Here is a 22,857-nt window from a genome sequence, read left to right as displayed (position 1 = left end):
TATTTAATCGTCATCACCTGACGACTTAATTAGTTTAACAAAAACTTTTTAAGTTGTCAAACTTTTTTTTTGAATTTTTTTCAGCTAACTTTTAATTGCTTTTGCTAACTGACAACAAAGAATACTATACATGGTTTTTATTTATTGGTCAAGAACTTTTATAAAAAAATATTTTTCTTTTTTAAATTTTTTATCTATATAGTAATAGCATCCCTATTTTAGCTATTACTAGTTTTTTATTTTTTCTAAAATAAAAAGAAAACCTCGTAGTAATTTACTACGAGGAAAAAAGGAGTTTAATATTATCTAATTAGTCATTATATATTGGGGATATGACTAATTCATTAAATCTCAAAAATATTTCAGGGGGAGATATCAATTAGCTCTTGCTAACTGATAACTATATCATAATTTTAAAATGTGAATTTTTTGTGAATTTTTACTTGAGGTTTTATTATAATTCTCTTTAATTTTTCTTACCCGTTTAGACTATGCTAGAATATATCTCGAAACAACATATCAATGGAGAGAATGGTGATCATATGAAAATCTGTCCCAATTGCAAATATTCGAATAATGACCACGCAAAATTTTGTACAAATTGCCGCTATCATTTTATAGAGTCTTCTAATTATATTTATTGTAAAAAATGTGGTCAAAAACAGTCCAGCAAAGCTGTTTTTTGTAAAAACTGCGGCCACACCTTAACTAATAATCATAATAACCCAGAAAAGACTTTTCCTAAGCAATATATCACTTGCCCTAATTGCCATTATCAAAATCCGAAATTAATTCGCTATTGTCTTAACTGTGGTTCTAAATTAATTAGTGATACTACTAATAATCCAATTAAAGTTGAAACTCATCAAAAATTTCAAACTCCTAAAGTAAATATTTCTTCTAAAAGTAAACTATCCTTAACTACTAAGCTATGGATTTTTTATATCGTAGGTTTTATATTTCTACTATTAGGTAGTTACTACTTCTTTTATGGTAATTGGTCTACAAAACAAAACCAACATCAAAAATACGAAGTCAAAGCAACGAAATCTTCTACCAAGCTTATTTACAATAATGATGTTATTAAAACATATATTACTACTGCCATGCAGAACATTTCTGGAAAATCTTCCATTTATGTTACTACTGCCAAGAGTAATCAATCATATTCTGTTAACAACCGCCCCCAATTATCCGCTTCTGTGATTAAATTATTTATTTTAGGTGCTGCTTTTATGGAAGCAAATGATAATCATCTTAATCTCAATGATTCATACATCTTAAAAGACTCAGATAAAGTTGGCGGTACTGGTATTTTACAAAACAAACCAAACGGAACTTCATATACTTATCGTCAACTACTTACATATATGATAGATTTTAGTGATAATACTGCTACTAATATCATCATCGATAAACTTGGTGGTGTTGAAAGGACTAATTTCTTAATTTCTAAATTTAATGTTAAAAATACCAAACTTCAACGCAAAATGATGAATTTTAACGCTAAGAAAGATAATTATACTAGCGCTGAAGATACTGCACTATTCCTCAAGCAACTCTATAATCATCAACTGCTTTCTAAATCAAGCGACGAAGAAATGTTAAAGATTTTAAAGCAGAATACTGATCATTCTAAGCTACTTAAAAATTTACCTGCTAGCACAGTAACGTATAACAAGACTGGAATTAATTCTGATCAAGGTATTCAAAACGATGCAGCTATCATTTCTAATAAAAATGGCGCAATCATTGTTGTTGTCCTTTCTGAAAAAGGAAATTCATCACAACAAATATCTACAATGAATAAACTCGGTGAAAATTTATACCGAGAATTACTGCAATAATGTTTCACGCGAAACATTTATTGAAGATTTATTCAATAATAATATCTCATTAATACATGAAATAGTAAAAAAGCGGACAACTGAAATATTCAGTCGTCCGCTTTTTGCGTGATATTCATATTATTTATTTTTTACCAAACAAATAATCCAACCATTGCTGCCGATAATAATGAAACTAAAATTCCTGAAATCAACATGTAGCCTACATTCTTAGAAATTAAATCATTCTTTTCTTTATCAACAAGTCCTTTGAAACATCCGATAATCATCCCGATAGTTGAGAAGTTTGCAAAAGATGTTAAAAAGACTGTTAACATTGCACGATAGTGAGGGTTAAATGCACTAGTTGAAATAGTCTTTGTTACTTTACCCATAACAACAAATTCGTTAGTAACAAGTTTCATCCCCATAAATTGAGCAAATTGGAATGCATCATGTGTGTTAAGACCCATTAACCATGCAAATGGGAACATAATTATTCCTAAAATATGTTCTAATGAAAGTTCTGGATTAATGTATCCAAGTAATTTATCGATTAATGCGGCGATAGCAACAAATGCAATTACATTAGCGGCAATAATTAATACTAAACGACCCGCTCCTAAAATTGAATCTCCTAAGAATGAGAAGAAAGGTTCTTTTTCTGCATTACCATTTTCGTCAACTGATCCAACTTCAACCTCAGCAATTGCTGAACCACTCATAGTAGCAATTGTATCTTCTTCTTTAGCTACATCAACTGGGTTTAACATCGCAACAACAATTAACGCGTTAATAACATTAACTGGAATTGCAGTTAAGATAAAGTTACCTGGCATCATTTGGGTATATGCTCCAATAATTGAAGCAGTAACACAACTCATTGACATCATCGCAAGTGTTAAGTTACGTTTAGCGTTCATTTGCTTCAATTGTAACCCTGACACCGCTAATGCTTCTGTATTACCTAAAAACATCATTTCAATTGCGAAGAATGATTCAAATTTAGGTTGTCCTGTTAACCAAGATAAACCTTTACCAATCCATTTAATGACCCAAGGTAAAATCCCGATATAAGTTAAAATATCAAACAATGGTACAATCATAAGAATTGGTAATAATACTGATACAAACCAGTCCATTTGTTTAACATTAACCATGCTTGGAATTGCAAATTCAATCCCTGTATATGCGACCTTCATTAATTCATTAAATCCAGCTGCAGCACCTTCGACGATTGTACGGCCGATACTAAAACTAGTAAGGAACCATGCTAAAAATAGGTTAAATACAACCATAATAATGATTGATTTCCATTTAATCGCCTTGCGATCCTTTGAAAAAAGCCAACCAATGGCTAAGAAAATAAGTAGACCAACAACATTTATTGCTAAATACACGTTGTTTCCTCCTCTAAATAGTGATATGAGATATTAATTTGTTCAATCTAAAAAAATACAGAATATTTTCATAAATATAAACGTTTTAAGTATACCTTAATCAAATAGTGTCATTCAAGAAAAATCTATATTTATCCTTCTTATCCACATGTTTATAACTATTTTTTAATCTTTCACCTCAAATGGTCAGTACCAATTTGTTCATAACTCTAAATTTTAAATAAAAAAAGTTTCCATCGCGCTTACGATGGAAACTTTTATAATGCTATTTACGTTTGCTCTTAAAAGCTTTACGTTTAGCCTTTTCAATTTTTCTTTTTCTTGCTTTTTCAGCCTTTTGCTTTTCTTGGCGTTCAGCAATAATCTTAAACGGATTATTAATAAGTAACGTTTGACCTACAGAAAATGCATTAGTAACTACCCAATACAAGGAAAGAGCAGCCGGAACGTTTAACGCAGTAATAAAAATAATTACTGGCATCATCCATGTCATTGTTGTTGTCATGACATTTTGTTCCGGTTGTGACATGGTACTTAACTTAGATGTCATCCAAGTAAATAACGCTGCTAAAATCGGTAAGACATAATATGGATCTTTTGAACCTAATTCCATCCATAAAAATGAACCGGCTTTAAGCGTTTCTGATCTAAAAATCGCTTGATACAAAGCAAATAGAATTGGAAGTTGTACCAATATTGGTAAAAAACTTGCAAAAGGATTAATTCCTGCTTCAGAATATAACTTTTGTTGTTCCATTGCCATTTGTTGCCGTGATTCCATATCTTTACCAGGATACTTATTTTGAATCTCTTTTAGCTTAGGTTGTAATTCCATTGTTTTACGCATACTCTTCATTTGATAAATCATTAAAGGAAGAATAACAATACGAACAATAATAGTAAAAATTACAATCCCCCAACCGAAACTGCCTCCCAAGATTTTACTTAAACCTTGGATGGCGCGAATGAAGTTCCAAACAATATAATGATCCCAAAAGCCAGTACTATTAGCATCAACTTTTGAAGTCGAACTACATCCTGATAACACAAGGGCTACCATAAAAAGCGAACTAAAAAGAAGAAGGTTACGCTTACCTTTTTTCACAGTATTTACTCCTTTTAAATTCTAATCATCTAATACCTTAGCTAAACGTAAAGCATGAACAAGATGTTCTTTTACGTCTACCATAGACATATTTGCAACAGCTGGGCGTGCAATTACGAGAAAATCGCAATCTTGCTTCAACTGAGGCTTTAATTCAGTCAAGCTTTGGCGAATTCGACGCTTTACCCAATTTCTAGCAACAGCGTTCCCAATTTTTTTACCTACTGAAATTCCAACACGAAAATGTGCTTGATCTGGTTTTTCTAACATATAGATAACAAATTGACGGTTAGCTGAGGACTTTCCTTGTGTAAAGACTGTTTGAAATTCAGCTTCTTTCTTGACTCGATATGACTTTCTCATAGTATATCTCCATTAAAAATCTACAAAATAAAAAAGACCACTGACGGTCCAGTGATCCTATGCAGACAATACTTTTCTACCTTTACGGCGTCTACGTGCTAACACATTACGACCGTTACTTGTACTCATACGTTTACGAAAACCATGTACACGTTGACGATGGCGTTTCTTTGGTTGGTAAGTTCTCTTCATGAATTACACCTCCTTAGTATTGTTAACTTAACAATGATACAAATTACTTTACTATAAAATGCTATAACCTGTCAAGTTCATTTACTTTGTAATGGTATCATACTTTTTTTAAAAATAAAAGGTACAAATTTAAATTTCTCTTCTAAATTATTCCACATAATTCTAAATTTCATTGTTCTTTTTTTGTTAATTTTTGTGATTTTATAATTATAATTCACAATGATATTCGCAATTTTTTTCTAAAATAACACCTTGTGAATTAAGTTTTCCACAAGCGCGAATATAACTGTTCATAATTGCCATATCCTTTGTCATTACAGCGTTATTTTTCTTAAACCCCCTGTGAATAACTCCTTTTTTTTTAACTTTTTTGCTTAAAATTTAACAACTGTGAATAACGTATTAACAGCTTGTTAATCTTTTTTGTTTTTTATTTTTTAATCTGTGGAAAACTTTTTATAAAAATGCTAAAATAAATTCACAATACTTTTAAAAGGAGGCGTCTTTGTGCACGACTTTGATTTAGATTCACTTTGGCAATACATTTTGGAATCCTTCAATAAATCTTTAAGTCAAGCTAGTTTTAAAGCTTGGTTTGAAAGTGCCGATCCTGTTCAATATACAGATCAAACACTTATTGTTAACGTTCCAACTGTATTACACCGTGATTATTGGACTCAAAAACTAAGTGGCCAAATCACTGATATGATCAAAAATGCTGGCGGTCCTACCATCACCGTTTTAGCTAAACTACCTGAAGATCCTAATCCATTAGCTGAATCTGACCCAGTTGATGACAAACTCAACTCAAAAAAAGATACTACCAATAATGTTGATGCCACTACTGTAGACTTTACACGTGGATCCCAACTTAACGAACGTTATACTTTTGACACTTTTGTTGTTGGAAAAGGCAACCAATTTGCCCATGCAGCCGCATTGGGAGTCGCTGAAGAGCCAGGAAATTTCTATAACCCTCTATTCTTTTATGGGGGTGTCGGTCTTGGTAAAACGCACTTAATGCATGCGATTGGGCATCATATGCTCCAAAATAATCCCAATGCTAAAGTTAAATATGTAACCAGTGAAACGTTCGCTAATGATTTTATTAATTCAATTCAAAAAAAGCGACAAGAAGAATTCCGTCGAGAATACCGTAATGTCGATTTACTATTAGTAGATGATATTCAATTTTTTGCTGATAAACTTGGTACTCAAGAAGAATTTTTCCATACGTTTAACACTCTTTACGATGAAAAAAAACAAATTGTACTTTCTGCTGATCGTCTTCCAAATGAAATTAAAAATTTGCAAGAACGTTTAGTTTCTCGCTTTAAATGGGGACTTTCAGTCGATATTACCCCTCCAGATTTTGAAACAAGAATTGCTATTTTACGTAATAAAGCTGAAGCTGAACACGTTACAATTCCAGATGATACTCTTAGTTATATTGCTGGACAGATTGATTCAAATATTCGTGAACTTGAAGGGGCATTAATGCGTGTTGAAGCTTTCTCTTCAATGACCAAAACCCCTATTTCTGTTAATTTAGCATCTGAAGCACTTAAGAATTTGAAGATTAATAATAAAGCAAATGCTCTTACTATTCCAATAATTCAAGATTTTGTTTCAAAATATTATCATGTTTCAGTAGCTGACTTAAAAGGTAAAAAACGTACCAAATCAATTGTTAGGCCGCGTCAAGTTGCAATGTATCTTTCTCGTGAACTTACTGGATCATCACTTCCAAAAATCGGCAGTGAATTCGGTGGTAAAGATCATTCAACTGTTATTCATGCGCACGAAAAAATTTCAAAAGCCCTACCAAATGATTCGGACTTACAACGCGAAATTAACGAACTAAGAGCCGAGCTCAAACACTAATTGTGGATTACAGTGGAAAAACAACAATACTTTTCCACAAGTTATCAACAAGTGGAATTCCTGTTTTTCAGCATTCTCACTTTAGTTTTCCACACTATACACAGGCCCTACTATTACTACTAACTATCTATATATTATATATATATTTACAGGAGGATCATTTTTATTATGAAATTTACAATTCAACGAACAGCATTTTTACATTATTTAGCTGACGTTCAACGAGCAATTTCATCTAAAACAACGATTGAAATTCTTACCGGAATTAAATTAGATTTAGTTGAAGACTCTTTAACCCTTACAGGAAGTAATTCAGATATTTCTATTGAAACTGTTATTTCAATCGCAGACGAAGATGCAGCTTTGAAAGTTGAACAACCAGGAAGTATCGTCTTACCAGCACGTTTCTTTAATGAAATCGTGAAAAAATTACCAGATGATACTATGAGCATTGATATCAATGAACGTTTTCAAGCAATTATTACTTCTGGTCAAGCTGAATTTACAATTAATGGTTTAAATCCTGAAGATTATCCGCATCTTCCAGAACTAGATTCAACTGGACAAGTAATGATTGCAAGTGATGTTTTAAAACAAATCATTAGTCAAACTTTTATTGCAGTTTCTACTCAAGAAAGTCGTCCTATTCTTACAGGGATTCATTTTACAATTAAAGATGGATCTTTAACTGCAGTTTCAACTGATTCTCACCGTTTGAGTCAACGTAAAGTAAACCTCAATGTACCTGAAAATATTAATTACGATATTATTATTCCAGGTAAATCATTGAATGAACTTTCAAAGATGCTAGATGATAGTACTGATGATATCGAAATTCAAATTTCAGAAAACCAAATTTTATTTATTCTAAACAATACATCATTCTATTCACGTTTGTTAGAAGGTAAATATCCTGATACAGATCGGTTAATTCCTAAAACATCTGAAACAGTAATCGAATTTAATGCAACTGAATTATTACATTCAATCGAACGTGCTTCTTTAATGTCACACGTTGGTCGTAATAATGTTGTTAAATTAAGCTTAAACGTTGCAGAAAATAAAGTTGTCTTATCAGGAAACACACCTGAAGTCGGAAATGTTGAAGAAGATTTAAGCTTTAAATCATTATCTGGTGAAGATATTGAAATTTCATTTAACCCAGATTACATGAAAGACGCCCTTCGTTCATTTGGACAAACTGAAGTTACAATCGCATTTACTATGCCACTTCGTCCATTTACAATTGTTCCAACTGAAGATCAAGAAAACTTTATCCAATTGATTACTCCAGTTAGAACATTCTAATTTAAGATTACTTTTACAAAAACAGTGATAATTTTTAAAATTATCGCTGTTTTTTTGAGTGCAAAAATTTCATAAAAAGTCATTTTTTACATTGTGAATATAATCACATTGAAATGAAAAGTTGTAATATTGGCTTAGTGGTGGGCATTGTGAAAAAATCACAAATAAAAAATGGTAAAAATTAATCAATTTAAAGTTTTTTTCGAGTACCTCCTTGCAGAGGAAGTATGCCTAAAAAGCAAAAAATACGGGTTAAAACGATTTTTTATGTTTAAGAGTCTAATTGCATTAAACGAATAAAAAAACGCTAAAAACACTCAAAAAACGCTAATTAAATTGTTTTTAGCAACTAAAAAAGGTATAATTATTAGGTAAATTAAGAAAGTGAGGAACGTTTTTTGGAAAAAGAATTGGAATTGAAAACACCATACATCACGTTGGGACAATTACTAAAAATTGAAGATTTAATTAGTTCCGGAGGCCAAGCAAAATGGTATCTACAAGAATTTGAAGTTTTTGTAAATGGTGAATTAGAAGAACGTCGCGGTAAAAAGCTTTATCCAGGAGATGTAGTCGATTTACCTGAAGTTGGTCGTGTAGTCATGAAAGAAGCTTAGGGATGTATCTTTCGGAATTAGAATTAAAAAATTTTCGTAACTATCAAAGTGAAACTTTAAAATTCTCACCGCAAATTAATGTTTTAATTGGGCAAAATGCCCAAGGGAAGACGAATTTGTTAGAATCAATTTATTTTTTAGCAATGGCCCGTTCGCATCGAACTACAACGGATAAGGAAATGATAAATTTCCAAGAAAATATTGCCTTAATTAAAGGCATTGTCCAAAAGCAAATCGGCCAAGTGAAATTAGAAATAAATCTTAGTAATAAAGGCAAGAAGGCTAAAGTTAATTATCTTGAACAACCTAAATTGTCACAATATATTGGGCAATTAAATGTAATCCTTTTTGCCCCGGAAGATTTGGCTTTGGTTAAAGGTGCGCCAGCAGTTAGACGGCGATTTATTGATATGGAATATGGCCAAATTGATCCGGTTTATTTACACGCTTTAGCAAATTACCGCGTTATTTTACGGCAGCGTAATAAATATTTAAAAGATTTACAAATGAAAAAAATTTCAGATCGAGTATATTTAGATGTTTTGACAGAACAATTAGCCGATTTTGGTGCGAAAATAATTTTTCGGCGGTTAGAATTTTTGAAACAACTTGAAAAATTTGCACAGAATTTACATGCACAAATCACTCAAGGAAAAGAGCATTTAACATTTGAATATGTGAGTTCATTGAAAAATTTTGAAAATAAATCAGTTGATGAAATGAAAAAACTTTTCATGCAACAGTTTTCACAGATTACAAATAAAGAAATCTTTCAGGGAACAACCCTATTAGGTCCGCATCGAGATGATGTGAGATTTCTGTTGAATGATAAAAATGTGCAGGTTTATGGATCGCAAGGTCAACAAAGAACGACGGCTTTGTCAGTGAAGTTAGCTGAAATTGATGTCATGAAAGAACACACGGGTGAATATCCAATTTTATTGCTAGATGATGTTTTAAGTGAACTAGACGGTGCACGCCAAACACATCTTTTGAAAACGATTCAAGATAAAGTACAAACATTTTTAACGACGCCAGGATTATCAGATGTTGCGCGTCAATTAATTAATGAACCAAAAATTTTCCACATCGATACCGGTAAAGTAACGGTTGAAGATGAATAAAACAAAAAATCACTTAAAATAAGGGGGATAAAACTGTGACTGAAGAAAAAAACCAAGCAGAGCTCCTAGAAGAAAAAGAAGAAAAGGCTAAAGAATATGATGCTAGTCAGATTCAAGTTTTAGAAGGTCTAGAAGCTGTTAGAAAACGTCCCGGAATGTATATTGGCTCAACAAGTTCACAAGGGCTCCATCATTTAGTTTGGGAAATTATCGATAATGGTATTGATGAAGCTTTAGCTGGATTTGCTACGGAAATTAACGTAGTTGTTGAAAAAGATAATAGTATTACAGTTAAGGATAATGGTCGTGGGATCCCTGTTGATATTCAAGAAAAAACAGGACGCCCAGCGCTAGAAACTGTCTTTACGGTTCTACACGCCGGTGGTAAATTCGGCGGTGGCGGTTACAAAGTTTCTGGTGGTCTTCACGGTGTAGGGGCCTCAGTTGTAAATGCGCTCTCAACTAATTTAGACGTTAAAGTTATGCGTGAAGGTGATGAAAATGTTTATGGGATGGATTTTGTCTTAGGTAAAGTCAAAACCCCAATGGCAGTCATTGGTCATTGCCAAGAACATGAACATGGAACCATTGTGCACTTTAAGCCAGATGAAGACATTTTTACAGAAACAACCGTTTATGATATCAAGGTTTTAACAACGCGTATTCGAGAACTTGCTTTCTTGAATAAAGGCTTGAAAATTACAATTGAAGATAAACGTCCAGATGAACCTACCAAAGAAGAATTTCACTATGCAGGTGGGATTCGCCATTATGTAGAATACCTAAATACAGGCAAAGAAGTTCTTTTTGAAGAACCAATCTACGTGGAAGGCCAACAAGATAACATCACAGTTGAAGTGGCATTGCAATATACTGATGATTTCCATTCAAATTTATTGTCATTCACAAATAATATTCATACATATGAAGGTGGAACGCATGAAGCAGGGTTTAAGACTGCTTTGACGCGTGTTATCAATGATTATGGTCGTAAAAGTGGCCAAATCAAGGAAAATGATGCGAACCTTTCTGGAGAAGACGTGCGTGAAGGTTTAACGGCAGTTGTATCTGTTAAACACCCCGATCCACAATTTGAAGGACAAACTAAAACAAAATTAGGAAATTCAGATGCGCGTAAGGCTACTGATAAGTTATTTACTGAAACCTTTAATAAATTTATGTTAGAAAACCCAACCGTTGCTAAACGAATTGTTGAAAAAGGGCTTCTAGCTGCTAAAGCACGTGTTGCTGCTAAGCGCGCGCGTGAAGTTACGCGTAAAAAGAATGGACTTGAAATCTCTAATTTACCAGGTAAATTAGCTGACAATACTTCAAAAGATCCTGCAATTTCAGAATTATTTATCGTCGAAGGGGATTCTGCCGGTGGTTCAGCTAAGCAAGGGCGTTCACGTTTAACGCAAGCTATTTTGCCAATTCGAGGTAAAATCTTAAACGTTGAAAAAGCAACAATCGACAGAATTTTAGCTAACGAAGAAATTCGCTCACTCTTTACAGCGCTTGGAACCGGATTTGGTGAAGAGTTTGATGTTGAAAAAGCTAATTATCATAAATTGATTATTATGACTGATGCCGATGTCGATGGGGCGCATATTCGGACACTACTTTTAACTTTAATTTATCGTTTCATGCGTCCGATGATTGAAAAAGGATATGTCTACATTGCCCAACCACCACTTTATCAAGTGCGCCAAGGAAAAATGATTAGATATATTGATTCTGATGAAGAACTTACAGAAATTTTAGGTCAATTACCACCTTCACCAAAGCCAGTAATTCAACGTTACAAAGGGTTAGGTGAAATGGACGCAGAACAATTATGGGAAACAACAATGGATCCTGAAAAGCGTCGTTTATTACGGGTTGAGCTTTCTGATGCCGAAGAAGCAAATACGGTTTTTGAAATGTTAATGGGAGACCACGTTGGACCACGTCGTCAATTTATCGAAGAAAATGCAACCTTCGTTAATAATCTTGATGTTTAGTTTTAAAAGAAGGAGGGGTTAATTGTGGTAGATTTACCAAGTCGAATTAAAGATGTTGATTTATCTAAAGTGATGCGAACATCTTTCTTAGATTATGCAATGAGTGTTATTGTTGCGCGTGCTTTACCAGATGTACGTGATGGACTTAAACCCGTTCACCGTCGTATTTTATACGGAATGAACGAATTAGGTGTTACTCCAGATAAGCCTTACAAAAAATCAGCACGTATCGTTGGGGAAGTAATGGGGAAATTCCACTCACGGGGATGCGGCAATTTATGAATCAATGGTGCGAATGGCACAAGATTTTAGTTATCGTTATATGTTGGTTGATGGACACGGGAACTTCGGTTCTGTCGATGGTGATAGTGCAGCTGCGATGCGTTATACCGAAGCTAGAATGTCAAAAATCACGTTAGAAATGCTACGTGATATCAATAAAGATACAATTGATTTTCAAGATAACTATGATGGAACTGAAAGAGAACCGGCAGTTTTACCAGCCCGATTCCCTAACTTACTTGTTAATGGTGCGACAGGGATTGCTGTTGGGATGACAACTAATATTCCCCCACATAATTTAGGTGAAGTTATTTCAGGGTTGCATGTTTTGATGAAAAATCCGGATGCAACAACCGCTGATTTGATGGAAGCAATTCCAGGACCTGACTTCCCAACTGGTGGGATTGTTATGGGTAAATCTGGAATTAGAAAAGCTTATGAAACTGGTAAAGGAACAGTTACTTTACGAGCTAAAGTTGATATTGATGAACTACCAAATGGACGTCAACAAATCGTTGTTCATGAGCTTCCTTACATGGTTAATAAAGCTCGTTTAATTGAACGTATTGCTGAATTAGCCCGTGAAAAGAAGATTGAAGGAATTACTGATATCAAGGATGAATCTGATCGCGAAGGGATGCGTATCACAATTGATATCCGACGCGATATGAGTGCTTCTGTTGTCTTAAACAATTTGTATAAATTAACTTTAATGCAAACATCATTTGGCTTTAACATGCTAGCAATTGTTGATGGGACACCAAAAGTGTTGAGCTTAAAGCAAATTTTACAACACTACTTAAAACACCAAGAAGAAGTTATTCGTCGTCGTACAGAATTTGACCTTAAAAAAGCCAAAGCGCGTGCGCACATCTTAGAAGGTTTAAGAATTGCGCTTGATCACATTGATGCAATTATTAATATTATTCGTAGTTCACAAAGTCCTGATATTGCTAAGGATCGTTTAATTAACGAATATAAACTTTCAGATAAGCAAGCCCAAGCAATTTTGGATATGCGTTTGGTTCGTTTGACAGGACTAGAACGAGATAAAGTTGAAAACGAATATAACAAGACCATGGCAGCCATTGCTGATTTTGAAGATATTTTGGCACGTCCAGAACGTATTGACCAAATTATTTACGAAGAATTACTTGAAATTCAAGAACGTTTTGGTGATGAACGTCGCACAGAATTAATGGTTGGTGAAGTGTTAAGTATTGAAGATGAAGACTTAATCGAAGAAGAAAATGTTGTGGTTACATTGACTCATAACGGCTATATTAAGCGACTTCCAACAAGTGATTTCAAGGCCCAAAATCGTGGTGGTCGTGGAGTTCAAGGGATGGGAGTTCATGATGATGACTTCATCGAACACTTATTAACTACTTCAACTCATGATGAATTACTTTTCTTTACAAATACAGGAAAAGTATATCGCATGAAAGGTTATGAAATTCCTGAATATGGCCGCACAGCTAAAGGAATTCCAATGATAAACCTTTTGGATATTTCTGGTGATGAAAAGATTCAAACAGTTATTAATGTGCCAGCAGCTAAGGTTCAAGAAGCGCAAGATAAAGAAATGTATCTCTTCTTTATTACACGCCAAGGGGTTGTAAAACGCACTGCAGTTTCTGAATTCGGCAATATCCGTAAAAATGGTTTGAAAGCTGTAACTTTACATGAGGATGATGAGTTAATTAATGTTTTAGCAACTGATAATACAAAGAATATTATTATTGCAACGCATCAAGGTTACGCAGTTTCATTTGCAGAAACTGACATCCGTTCAATGGGACGTTCAGCTGCTGGGGTCCGTGGGGTTCGCTTACGTGAAAATGATTACGTTGTCGGCTCAGCAATTCTCGAAGCAGATGATCAAGTCTTTGTTATTTCAGAAAAAGGTTACGGTAAAAAGACTCTAGCAAGTGAATATCCAATTAAGGGTCGTGGTGGTAAAGGTATTAAAACATCAAACATCACAGAAAAAAATGGACCACTTGCAGGAATGACAACCGTAACTGGTAACGAAGATATTATGGTGATTACCAATAAAGGGGTAATGATTCGTTTTGGAGCTGATAAAGTTTCTCAAACTGGTCGCGCAACTTTAGGGGTACGCTTAATTAATCTAGATGATGACTCAATTGTTTCAACAATGACTAAAGTTGAAAAAGAAGAAACACAAACAGAGGAAAATTCGGAAGCACAAGCAGTATCAAATCAAGTAACCGATGCTAATAAGCCAAAAGATGTTACTCGTTTATTAGATGCAGCTCAAGCAGATCAAGAATAAAGAATATAAAGTAACGGGAAAATTTAAGATTTCTCGTTATTTTTTTTATGTTAATTTATTTTTTTGCGTATATTATTTTATGTAAGGTAATTCAGGAATATTCTTGCACAAATATTATTTTAATGATATAATTTCAAGTTGTGAGTACAAATAAGTACCACAGAAAAAAATCCTTGTTCTCTGTTTTATAGAGAACAGAGAACCATTAAGTCCATAAGGAGGTGCAAACAGCATGACAAATTACGAAATTACTTACATCATCAACCCATCACTTGATGAAGCTGCTAAAACAGCTTTAGTTGAACGTTTTGACAACGTTTTAACTAACGATGGTGCACAAATCGTAGACTCAAAAGACTGGTCTAAGCGTCGTTTTGCATACGAAATTGGTGGTTTTAGCGAAGGTGTATACCACATCGTTAACATCAAGGCTGAAAATGCAGATGCAATCAACGAATTTGACCGTCTTGCAAAGATCAATGAAGGTATCTTACGCCACATGATCGTAAAACGCGAAGACTAATATTTAACTAAAACTTTTAAAAGGAGGACGTTACTTTGATTAATAGAACTGTCTTAGTAGGACGTTTAACAAGAGATCCTGAATTACGTTATACACAAAGCGGTGCAGCAGTTGTTTCGTTTACAGTTGCAGTAAATCGTCAGTTCACTAACCAACAAGGAGAACGTGAAGCTGACTTTATTAACTGTGTGATGTGGCGTAAACCAGCAGAGAATTTTGCTAACTTTACTCATAAAGGTTCAATGGTTGGTATCGATGGTCGTTTACAAACACGTTCATATGAAAATCAACAAGGACAACGAGTTTATGTAACAGAAGTTGTTGCTGATAACTTCTCATTGTTAGAATCTCGTGCTGAATCAGATCGCTACCGTGAACAACACGGACAAGGTAATATTGCTCCTTCAGGTCAATCATCATTCGATAGCAATCCATTTGGTTCAAGTTCACAAGCTGGATTTAATAATGGTAATGCTTTTGGTGGGGATACTCAAAGTACTCCTGCTAATAATCAAGCAGATGCTACAGTTGATCCATTCAGTAATAATGGTGGCGCTGATATTGATATTTCAGATGATGACCTACCATTCTAATTAATAGGGAGGGAATACCATGGCACAACAACGTCGAGGTGGCCGCCGTCGCCGTAAGGTTGACTTTATCGCAGCTAACCACATTGAATACATCGATTACAAGGATACTGATTTATTACGTCGTTTCATTTCAGAACGCGGTAAGATTTTACCACGTCGTGTAACAGGTACAAGCGCAAAGAACCAACGTAAATTAACTGTTGCTATCAAGCGCGCACGTATTATGGGATTATTACCATTCGTTGCTGAAGACTAATCAGTTTTTAAAAGGTTGAGGAAATTTTTATTTCTTCAACCTTTTTTTATTATTTTGTAACATTAAAGAAAAAGAATGTAGAGTAGTGTTTCATTTATTTAACGTTTTATTTAAAAAGACCTTTTGAATATTTTCTTATAGTAAACTTATTAATGGATTAAAGATTATAAAGAATACGATAAGGGGAAATAAGGTTGAAAATAAAAAATAAACTTTGGATTATAGGAATAACACTGTTAGGGACGTTAGGACTTTTTCAAGAAAACATAAAGGCAAACGAAGTGGCTAATTCACCTTTTCCTAATGTTAGTGTTGAAGATATTCAAGTTTCCTCCGGGATGGGATGGCGCAGTCTTGATGATATTCAATATCATCAGGGATGGGATTTGCCGCAAGCAAAAGGTACACCAGTATTAACCATTGGAGCGGGAAAAGTAGTCTATGCTGGCTTTATTTCAGGACATGGAAATATTGTAATTGTGTATGATGAAGCTTCAGATACAGCGACATATTATCAGCATTTATCGGAAATTAAAGTAAGTAAAGATACTGAAGTCAAAGTCGGACAAGAAGTTGGGACTGTTGGGGGAACCGGCGAATCTCCTGATTATGACAGTTTTGCGCCTCATTTGCATATTGGAATGTACAAAAATGCAGGTGAATACGTGAATAATGACTACCCCTTACCACCACTACCTAAAGACTCAAAAGAAGCGGCTACAACAGATTATTTAGACCCAGCACAATTATTTGGTTGTGATAGTCATTCAAGTGAATGGGTGAATCAACTAACAAATATGTATGGGACAGATACGAACCGTCCGGATACTATTAAAGACGGGACTACAACAGTAACTGTAGGAGACGCACAAAATAAAAGTTAGAAAAAAGCTTCACTGTTTCAGTGAGGCTTTTTAAACTTGAGTCGATAAGGTTTAAAGTGCTATAATCTTAGTGTTACTGTACAAATTGATTAAGTTTTTTTAAAGGTCAAATTTTACAGCACTAATATGTTATCATATACAAATGATACCTCCAAATTTTGGAGAAATTTAATGAATAGATAAGGGGATTAATTATGTGTGGATTTGTCGGTTATGTTAACCAAACAGACGTTCAAGATGACGTAATTGTCAACATGGCTAATCGTATTCGTCACCGTGGACCAGATGATGAAGCCTTTTTCCGTGATGAAAATGTTTCGATGGGATTCCGTCGTTTATCAATCATTGACTTGGCTCATGGGAGACAACCAATGTACAACCAAGATCAAACAAAAGTATTGACTTTTAACGGTGAAATTTACAACTATCAAGAAATCAGAAAAGAACTTCAAGATTTAGGATATGAATTTAAAACAGATGTTGATTCAGAAGTTTTAATTCATGGTTATGATGCTTGGGGTCCTGAATTATTACAAAAAACTCGTGGGATGTATGCTTTTGCCATCTATGATAAGGCAACTAACGAAGTATTCATGGCACGTGATCACTTTGGGATTAAGCCATTATACTACTATGATGATGGAAAAACTTTCCTTTGGGCCTCTGAAATTAAAGGTTTCTTAGATCACCCAAATTTTGTGAAAGAATTTAATGAAGAATTATTACCAATTCACTTAAGTTTTGAATTCATTCCATCTAAAGAAACAATGTTTAAGAATGTCTACAAGGTTATGCCAGGACAATACTTAATTCATAAGAATGGTAAAACTGAAGTACATCAATACTACAAGTTTAACTATGATGAAATTGACAACTCACAAACAGTTGAAGAAGATGCCCAAAAAATTCGTGAAATTGTTCGTGAATCAGTTGGTTCACATATGGTAGCGGATGTTGAAGTTGGTAGCTTCTTATCTAGTGGAGTTGACTCATCATACGTATTCAATGAAGCATCAAAGATTAAACAAGACGATATTCAATCATTTACTTTAGGTTATGACAGATCTAAATACAGTGAAATTGATTGGGCACATGACTTTGCGGAAGGTATTGGTCAAAAGAATACTCCAATCAAGATTGATGCCGATGATTACTTTGGTATTTTACCAACAATTATGTATTACATGGACGAACCAATGTCTAACCCTTCAGCAATGCAATTATACTTCCTTTCAAAAGGAACACGTGAACACGTAAAAGTTGCTTTATCTGGTGAAGGTGCTGATGAATTCTTTGGTGGATATAACACATATTTAGAAGCAGGTCCATTTGAACGCTACCAAAAATTCGTTCCAGGATTTATTCGAAAAGGCTTGGCCGGAGCAGTTAAGAACATGCCTCGTTTCCACGGTAAACGTTTCTTAACGCGTGGCGCTCAACCATTAAGCGAAAGATATTATCGTGTTAACTATGTATATGACTACAATGAACGTGAAAAAATCTTGAAAAACAAGAGCTTAAACGTTGATACAGGAGCATATACAAAGCACATCTTTGATGAAGTTAAAGACAAAGATGAAATGACACAAATGCAATACTTCGACATTAATACATGGTTACCTTTCGATATTTTACAAAAAGCTGACCGTATGAGTATGGCAAACTCACTTGAAGTACGTACACCATTAGTTGACCGTGAAGTCGCTAAATTCGCTGCAACAATGCCAATCAAGACTCGTATTCAAGGAACAACTACTAAGGTATCATTACGTAAAGCTGCTCAAGCAGAATTGCCAGAAAAGGTTGCTCAAAAAGAAAAATTAGGTTTCCCATCACCTGTTGCTCAATGGATGAAAGAACCTAAATTTAAGAAAATGATTGAAGATGCATTTACATCAGATGTTGCGAAGAAATTCTTTGATACAGATGCATTATTAGAAATTTTCCAAGAACACTTAAACGGAAAATCAAGTATGCAAAAGATTTTTACAATCTACACATTTATTTTATGGTATCAAATATACTTCCCAGAAGATTGTGAAAATGATATTCGTGATCAAATTCAATACAACGAAGTAAAAGCTCACCAAGGTGAATAATTACCGTTAAAGGCTGGAATTAATTTTCCAGCCTTTTTTAGTAAATATGCGCAAATACCAGGGGTAATGTATAATTGAAATAAAATATAAATCAGGATAGGTAGGAAAAATGGAGTTAAAAGTTACAACTAAAGCAGCCCAAAAGTTAAGCCAACAAATGCATTTAAAAAATGGTGATCGAGTAAAAATTTTCACCAAAATATACGGGGGCATCCCGACCGTATTTCCTAGTTACTTTTTAGGAATTGTTATCGATAATGAAGATAAGGCGGAAAAGTATTGTCAGGTTGAAGGGATTGAATTTTATGTAACGCAAGAAGATGAATGGATATTAGATGATTATGATTTAAAAGTAATCCTTAATAACGATGAAGTAGAATATCATTTTGTCGATCCAAACAATCCAGATGTAACCAGTGGGACTTCGAAGTAATTAAAAGTAAAGTTTTTCTTAGGACTTTATTGAAGGATATTTCTTTTTTGATGAAAACATGAAATAATAGAAAGTGAGACAATTTTAAAGAGTTAGAAGGTGCAAAAGCTGATGGCACTAAACATCATTGAAGCTTTAACTTTATTAAAAGAGCATAATCTTTTGGTTGAAGTTGTAAATAACCAATCATTAACTTTTGGAAAGGTTACGTATGATTCACGAAAGGTTAGTTCTGATACCCTATTTTTTTGCAAAGGGAATTTTAAACCGGAATATCTTGTATCTGCGGTAAAACAAGGCGCAACTGCCTATGTAGCGGAAAAAAATTATGAACAACAAACTAATATTACGGGAATTATTGTAAAAAACGTCCAAGAAGCAATGGCGCTTATTGGAGCGGCATTTTACGATTATCCTCAAAATGAATTATTTATTGTTGCATATACTGGAACTAAAGGAAAAACAACCTCTGCATATTTTGCAGAACATATCCTAAGAAGATCAACGCACAATAAAGTTGCGTTATTTTCAACCATTGATCGTGTCTTAGGAAATGAACCAACCCAAAGATTTAAATCTGATTTAACGACCCCTGAATCTTTGGATTTATTCCATGATATGCGCCAAGCTGTAAATAATGGGATGACACACTTAGTGATGGAAGTTTCATCGCAAGCTTATAAGCGTCAAAGGGTTTATGGCTTGAAGTTTGATGTGGGAATTTTCTTGAACATTACTACCGATCATATTGGAAGAAATGAACATCCAACTTTTGAAGACTATTTATTCTGTAAAGAACAGTTATTAGTTAATTCAAAATCCGTTATCATTAACGGTGAGACTGATTACTTTGATGATGTGTATTACACTGCCAAAGCTACGAGTCAGCCTGAAAATATCTTTGTATTTGCGAGAAAAGGTGCAAAGGTTAATGTACCATTAGATTTTGAATATCGTAATGAGCTAGAAGATTTACATCGAAGTGATTTTTCTCTTCAAGCTGTATCAAGCAAAGCCAAGAATTTAGCGTTAGATGGAAAATATGAATCCAGTGTTCCTGGAGATTACAATGAAGGTAACGCCGTAAGTGCAATTATTGCTTCTGCTTTAGGGGGAGCAAAATGTGCTGATGCAAAAGAGGAATTGCAAAAAGTCCATATTCCAGGAAGAATGGAAACAATTAAAACTAAAAATAATGGGACCATTTATGTTGATTATGCCCATAATTATGCAAGTTTAAAGGCGTTATTCTCATTTTTACGTAATCAAACCCATGCAGGAAAAGTAATTGCAGTGGTTGGTTGTCCTGGAGATAAAGGGATTTCTCGGCGTCCAGGATTTGGAAAGGCATTAAACGAAGAAGTAAACCATGTCTTTTTAACCACGGACGATCCAGGATTTGAAGATCCAATGAAAATTGCGCAAGAAATTGATAGTTATATTAATCATGAGCGCGTTGAAGTGGAATATGAAATGGATCGACAAAAAGCAATCGAAAAAGCGATTAAAATGAGTAATAATGACGATATTGTGGTTCTTGCCGGTAAAGGGGAAGATCCATATCAAAAGGTGAAAGGAATTGACGTTCCTTATCCATCAGATGTTAATGTAGCAAAAAGAATTGTGGAGGAATTATAAAGATGAATGCACCAGCATTTACACCAATTTTATTAGGAAGTGACTTTAACGTTTATGGGATGGCACGCTCTTTTTATGAGTTATACCATCAACCAGTTAAAGCATTTGCTCAAGTTGAATTAGCCCCAACACGTTTTACTAAAGTGGTAGACGTTGAATTAATTGACGGTTTTGCCGAAGATCCTGTTTGGATTGAAGAAATGCGTAAGATTAAAGAACGTTATCGTAATCATGAAGAACCAGTAATTTTAATTGGTTGTGGGGATGGATACGCTGAACTTATTTCAAAACACAAAGATGAGTTATCAGATGTTTTTGTATGTCCTTACGTTGATTACGACTTATTGAAGAGTTTAAACAACAAGGAACGTTTCTATGAAATGTGTGACAAATATGATTTACCATATCCAAAAACACACGTGATTACTAAAGAAATGCACGAAAATCTTGATACATTAGAACAACCATTTGATTATCCAGTAGCTTTAAAGCCTGCTAATAGTGTTGAATGGTTAGATGTTCACTTTGAAGGCCGTAAGAAAGCTTTTCGTATTAAAGACGAAGCTGAATTTAAGTATGTAGTTGATCAAGCATATAAGAATGGTTATACTTCAGACTTTATCTTACAAGACTTCATCCCTGGTGATGACAGTAATATGCGCGTTTTAAATGCATATGTTGACCGTAATCATAACGTTAAAATGATGTGTATGGGTCACCCATTACTTGAAGATCCGGCTCCATCTGCAATCGGAAATTATGTCGCAATCTTACCAGAGTTTAATCAAGATATTTATGACCGTATTAAGAATTTCTTGGAAGCAATTAACTTTACTGGTTATGCTAACTTTGATATGAAATACGATAGTCGTGATAACACTTATAAGTTATTTGAAATTAACCTTCGCCAAGGTAGAAGTTCATTTTTCGTAACTTTAGATGGCTACAATTTAGCTAGCTGGGTAGTTCGTGACTATGTTTTAGATGATTTAAAAGATCAAGATACAGTTTATGGAAACAAAGACAAAGAAAATCACGCTTTATGGCTTGGAGTTCCGGTGAAGGTCTTCAAGAAATATGCGCGTGATAATGAAGATAAAAAATATGCACTTGAATTAATTAAGCAAGGTCGTTATGGGACAACTTTTGAATATTCAAAAGATATGAACTTTAAACGTTGGTTATTAATTAAGTGGATGAATCACAATTATGTGAAGAATTTTGATCGTTACTTCAAAGAAAATAAAGGATGATGAAATCGTGAAGAACTTTTTTACAATTATTGGTGGCATGGGAACCATGGCAACTGAAAGTTATATTCATCAATTAAATTTACGTACGCCGGCTAAAAAGGATCAAGATTATTTAAATTATATTTTGGTTAATCATGCAACAATGCCTGATCGGACCGCTTATATTTTAAATCATAGCCAACCTAGCCCTAAGGAACCTTTAATCGAAGATTTTAAGCAACAAGCAGCCTTAAAACCTGATTTTTTCACGCTTCCATGTAATACAGCGCATTATTTTTATGATGCATTACAAGAAGCGGTCGATGTGCCGATTCTACACATGCCTCGTTTAGCAGTGCAAGAAATTAAACATAAGTTTCCAAATGCAAAAAAAGTTGGTATTATCGCAACACAAGGGACTTTGTATGATGGTGTTTATGATAAAGAAATTCTTGATGCGGGATATGAATTGGTAAAACCATCAAAGGAAATTGAAGCAATGACGATGGAATTGATTTATGATGATATTAAAGAACAAGATATCGTTGATGCGAAATTATATCGCCAAACTGTGCTTGATATGTTAGAAAAAATGGATTGTGACGTGGTTATCTTAGGTTGTACTGAATTATCATTGGCACAAGAAAGAGAACCAATTGAAGATTTACCTATTATCGATAGTCAATCAATTTTAGTTGATAAAACAATTGAATTGGCCTTGGAAAATCGAAAAAATTAAATGAAAAACCGAAAGAAATTTCGGTTTTTTTAATTTTCTGAGTCAAATTATATCTAT

The 22,857-nt window shown here is 34.0% G+C and carries 19 protein-coding genes and 1 pseudogene; 16 read left to right on the top strand and 4 right to left on the bottom strand.

The annotated features are described in order from the left end of the window. Positions 1-542: 542 nt before the first annotated feature. Positions 543-1,847 carry a serine hydrolase gene (locus tag JCM14209_RS09700; RefSeq protein ID WP_025022589.1) on the top strand — a complete coding sequence of 435 codons (1,305 nt, stop codon included), beginning with the start codon at positions 543-545 and terminating at the stop codon, positions 1,845-1,847. Positions 1,848-1,978: 131 nt separating this feature from the next. Here JCM14209_RS09700 and JCM14209_RS05685 read toward each other — a convergent pair whose 3' ends face one another. The 4 genes from JCM14209_RS05685 to rpmH form a co-directional block, all read right to left on the bottom strand. After that, the gene (locus JCM14209_RS05685) at positions 1,979-3,226 is read right to left on the bottom strand and encodes a NupC/NupG family nucleoside CNT transporter (RefSeq protein WP_025022588.1); all 1,248 of its coding nucleotides are present in this window, start codon (positions 3,224-3,226) and stop codon (positions 1,979-1,981) included. A gap of 265 nt (positions 3,227-3,491) precedes the next feature. Beyond that, positions 3,492-4,331, bottom strand: coding sequence for a YidC/Oxa1 family membrane protein insertase (locus JCM14209_RS05680; RefSeq protein WP_025022587.1), 840 nt, complete (start codon positions 4,329-4,331; stop codon positions 3,492-3,494). Positions 4,332-4,352: 21 nt separating this feature from the next. After that, complete coding sequence (gene rnpA, locus JCM14209_RS05675) at positions 4,353-4,694, bottom strand: ribonuclease P protein component (protein ID WP_025022586.1); 342 nt, start codon at positions 4,692-4,694, stop codon at positions 4,353-4,355. A 57-nt stretch (positions 4,695-4,751) separates the two neighbouring features. After that, complete coding sequence (gene rpmH, locus JCM14209_RS05670; protein ID WP_003701411.1) at positions 4,752-4,886, bottom strand: 50S ribosomal protein L34; 135 nt, start codon at positions 4,884-4,886, stop codon at positions 4,752-4,754. Positions 4,887-5,393: 507 nt separating this feature from the next. On the opposite strand from rpmH, the gene dnaA reads away from it, so the two are divergent. The 15 genes and pseudogenes from dnaA to JCM14209_RS05585 all read left to right on the top strand — a co-directional run bounded on the left by dnaA (position 5,394) and on the right by JCM14209_RS05585 (position 22,800). Further along, entirely contained in the window at positions 5,394-6,770 is a 1,377-nt protein-coding gene (gene dnaA / locus JCM14209_RS05655) for a chromosomal replication initiator protein DnaA (protein WP_025022585.1), read from the top strand. 168 nt (positions 6,771-6,938) lie between these two features. Continuing rightward, positions 6,939-8,078 (top strand): DNA polymerase III subunit beta, encoded by a 1,140-nt coding sequence (dnaN, locus tag JCM14209_RS05650; RefSeq protein WP_025022584.1) that lies wholly within the window; start codon positions 6,939-6,941, stop codon positions 8,076-8,078. A 398-nt stretch (positions 8,079-8,476) separates the two neighbouring features. Continuing rightward, positions 8,477-8,695, top strand: a complete 219-nt coding sequence (yaaA, locus tag JCM14209_RS05645) for a S4 domain-containing protein YaaA (protein WP_025022583.1) — start codon at positions 8,477-8,479, stop codon at positions 8,693-8,695. Between the two features lie 2 nt (positions 8,696-8,697). Beyond that, on the top strand, positions 8,698-9,819 hold the full coding sequence (gene recF / locus JCM14209_RS05640) for a DNA replication/repair protein RecF (RefSeq protein ID WP_025022582.1): 1,122 nt from the start codon (positions 8,698-8,700) through the stop codon (positions 9,817-9,819). Between the two features lie 35 nt (positions 9,820-9,854). Beyond that, positions 9,855-11,822 (top strand): DNA topoisomerase (ATP-hydrolyzing) subunit B, encoded by a 1,968-nt coding sequence (gene gyrB, locus JCM14209_RS05635; RefSeq protein ID WP_025022581.1) that lies wholly within the window; start codon positions 9,855-9,857, stop codon positions 11,820-11,822. Between the two features lie 24 nt (positions 11,823-11,846). Further along, positions 11,847-14,403 (top strand): annotated as a pseudogene (gene gyrA / locus JCM14209_RS09195) (DNA gyrase subunit A). Between the two features lie 232 nt (positions 14,404-14,635). Beyond that, complete coding sequence (gene rpsF / locus JCM14209_RS05625) at positions 14,636-14,926, top strand: 30S ribosomal protein S6 (protein WP_025022580.1); 291 nt, start codon at positions 14,636-14,638, stop codon at positions 14,924-14,926. 35 nt (positions 14,927-14,961) lie between these two features. After that, positions 14,962-15,519 (top strand): single-stranded DNA-binding protein, encoded by a 558-nt coding sequence (gene ssb / locus JCM14209_RS05620; RefSeq protein ID WP_025022579.1) that lies wholly within the window; start codon positions 14,962-14,964, stop codon positions 15,517-15,519. Between the two features lie 19 nt (positions 15,520-15,538). Beyond that, positions 15,539-15,775: a 30S ribosomal protein S18 gene (gene rpsR, locus JCM14209_RS05615; RefSeq protein ID WP_025022578.1), complete on the top strand. Its 237-nt coding sequence runs from the start codon at positions 15,539-15,541 to the stop codon at positions 15,773-15,775. Between the two features lie 194 nt (positions 15,776-15,969). Beyond that, on the top strand, positions 15,970-16,659 hold the full coding sequence (locus JCM14209_RS05610) for a M23 family metallopeptidase (protein WP_025022577.1): 690 nt from the start codon (positions 15,970-15,972) through the stop codon (positions 16,657-16,659). Positions 16,660-16,853: 194 nt separating this feature from the next. Beyond that, entirely contained in the window at positions 16,854-18,758 is a 1,905-nt protein-coding gene (gene asnB, locus JCM14209_RS05605; protein WP_025022576.1) for an asparagine synthase (glutamine-hydrolyzing), read from the top strand. 109 nt (positions 18,759-18,867) lie between these two features. Beyond that, positions 18,868-19,191, top strand: coding sequence for a hypothetical protein (locus JCM14209_RS05600; protein WP_025022575.1), 324 nt, complete (start codon positions 18,868-18,870; stop codon positions 19,189-19,191). 111 nt (positions 19,192-19,302) lie between these two features. Next, entirely contained in the window at positions 19,303-20,829 is a 1,527-nt protein-coding gene (locus JCM14209_RS05595; RefSeq protein ID WP_025022574.1) for a UDP-N-acetylmuramoyl-L-alanyl-D-glutamate--2,6-diaminopimelate ligase, read from the top strand. A gap of 2 nt (positions 20,830-20,831) precedes the next feature. Then, positions 20,832-22,082 carry a carboxylate--amine ligase gene (locus JCM14209_RS05590; protein ID WP_025022573.1) on the top strand — a complete coding sequence of 417 codons (1,251 nt, stop codon included), beginning with the start codon at positions 20,832-20,834 and terminating at the stop codon, positions 22,080-22,082. Positions 22,083-22,089: 7 nt separating this feature from the next. After that, positions 22,090-22,800 (top strand): aspartate/glutamate racemase family protein, encoded by a 711-nt coding sequence (locus JCM14209_RS05585; protein WP_025022572.1) that lies wholly within the window; start codon positions 22,090-22,092, stop codon positions 22,798-22,800. Positions 22,801-22,857 lie beyond the last annotated feature (57 nt).

The organism is Ligilactobacillus hayakitensis DSM 18933 = JCM 14209 (genome assembly GCF_000615845.1).
Taxonomy (GTDB): domain Bacteria; phylum Bacillota; class Bacilli; order Lactobacillales; family Lactobacillaceae; genus Ligilactobacillus; species Ligilactobacillus hayakitensis.
This window is presented reverse-complemented; position numbering and strand designations above follow the sequence as displayed.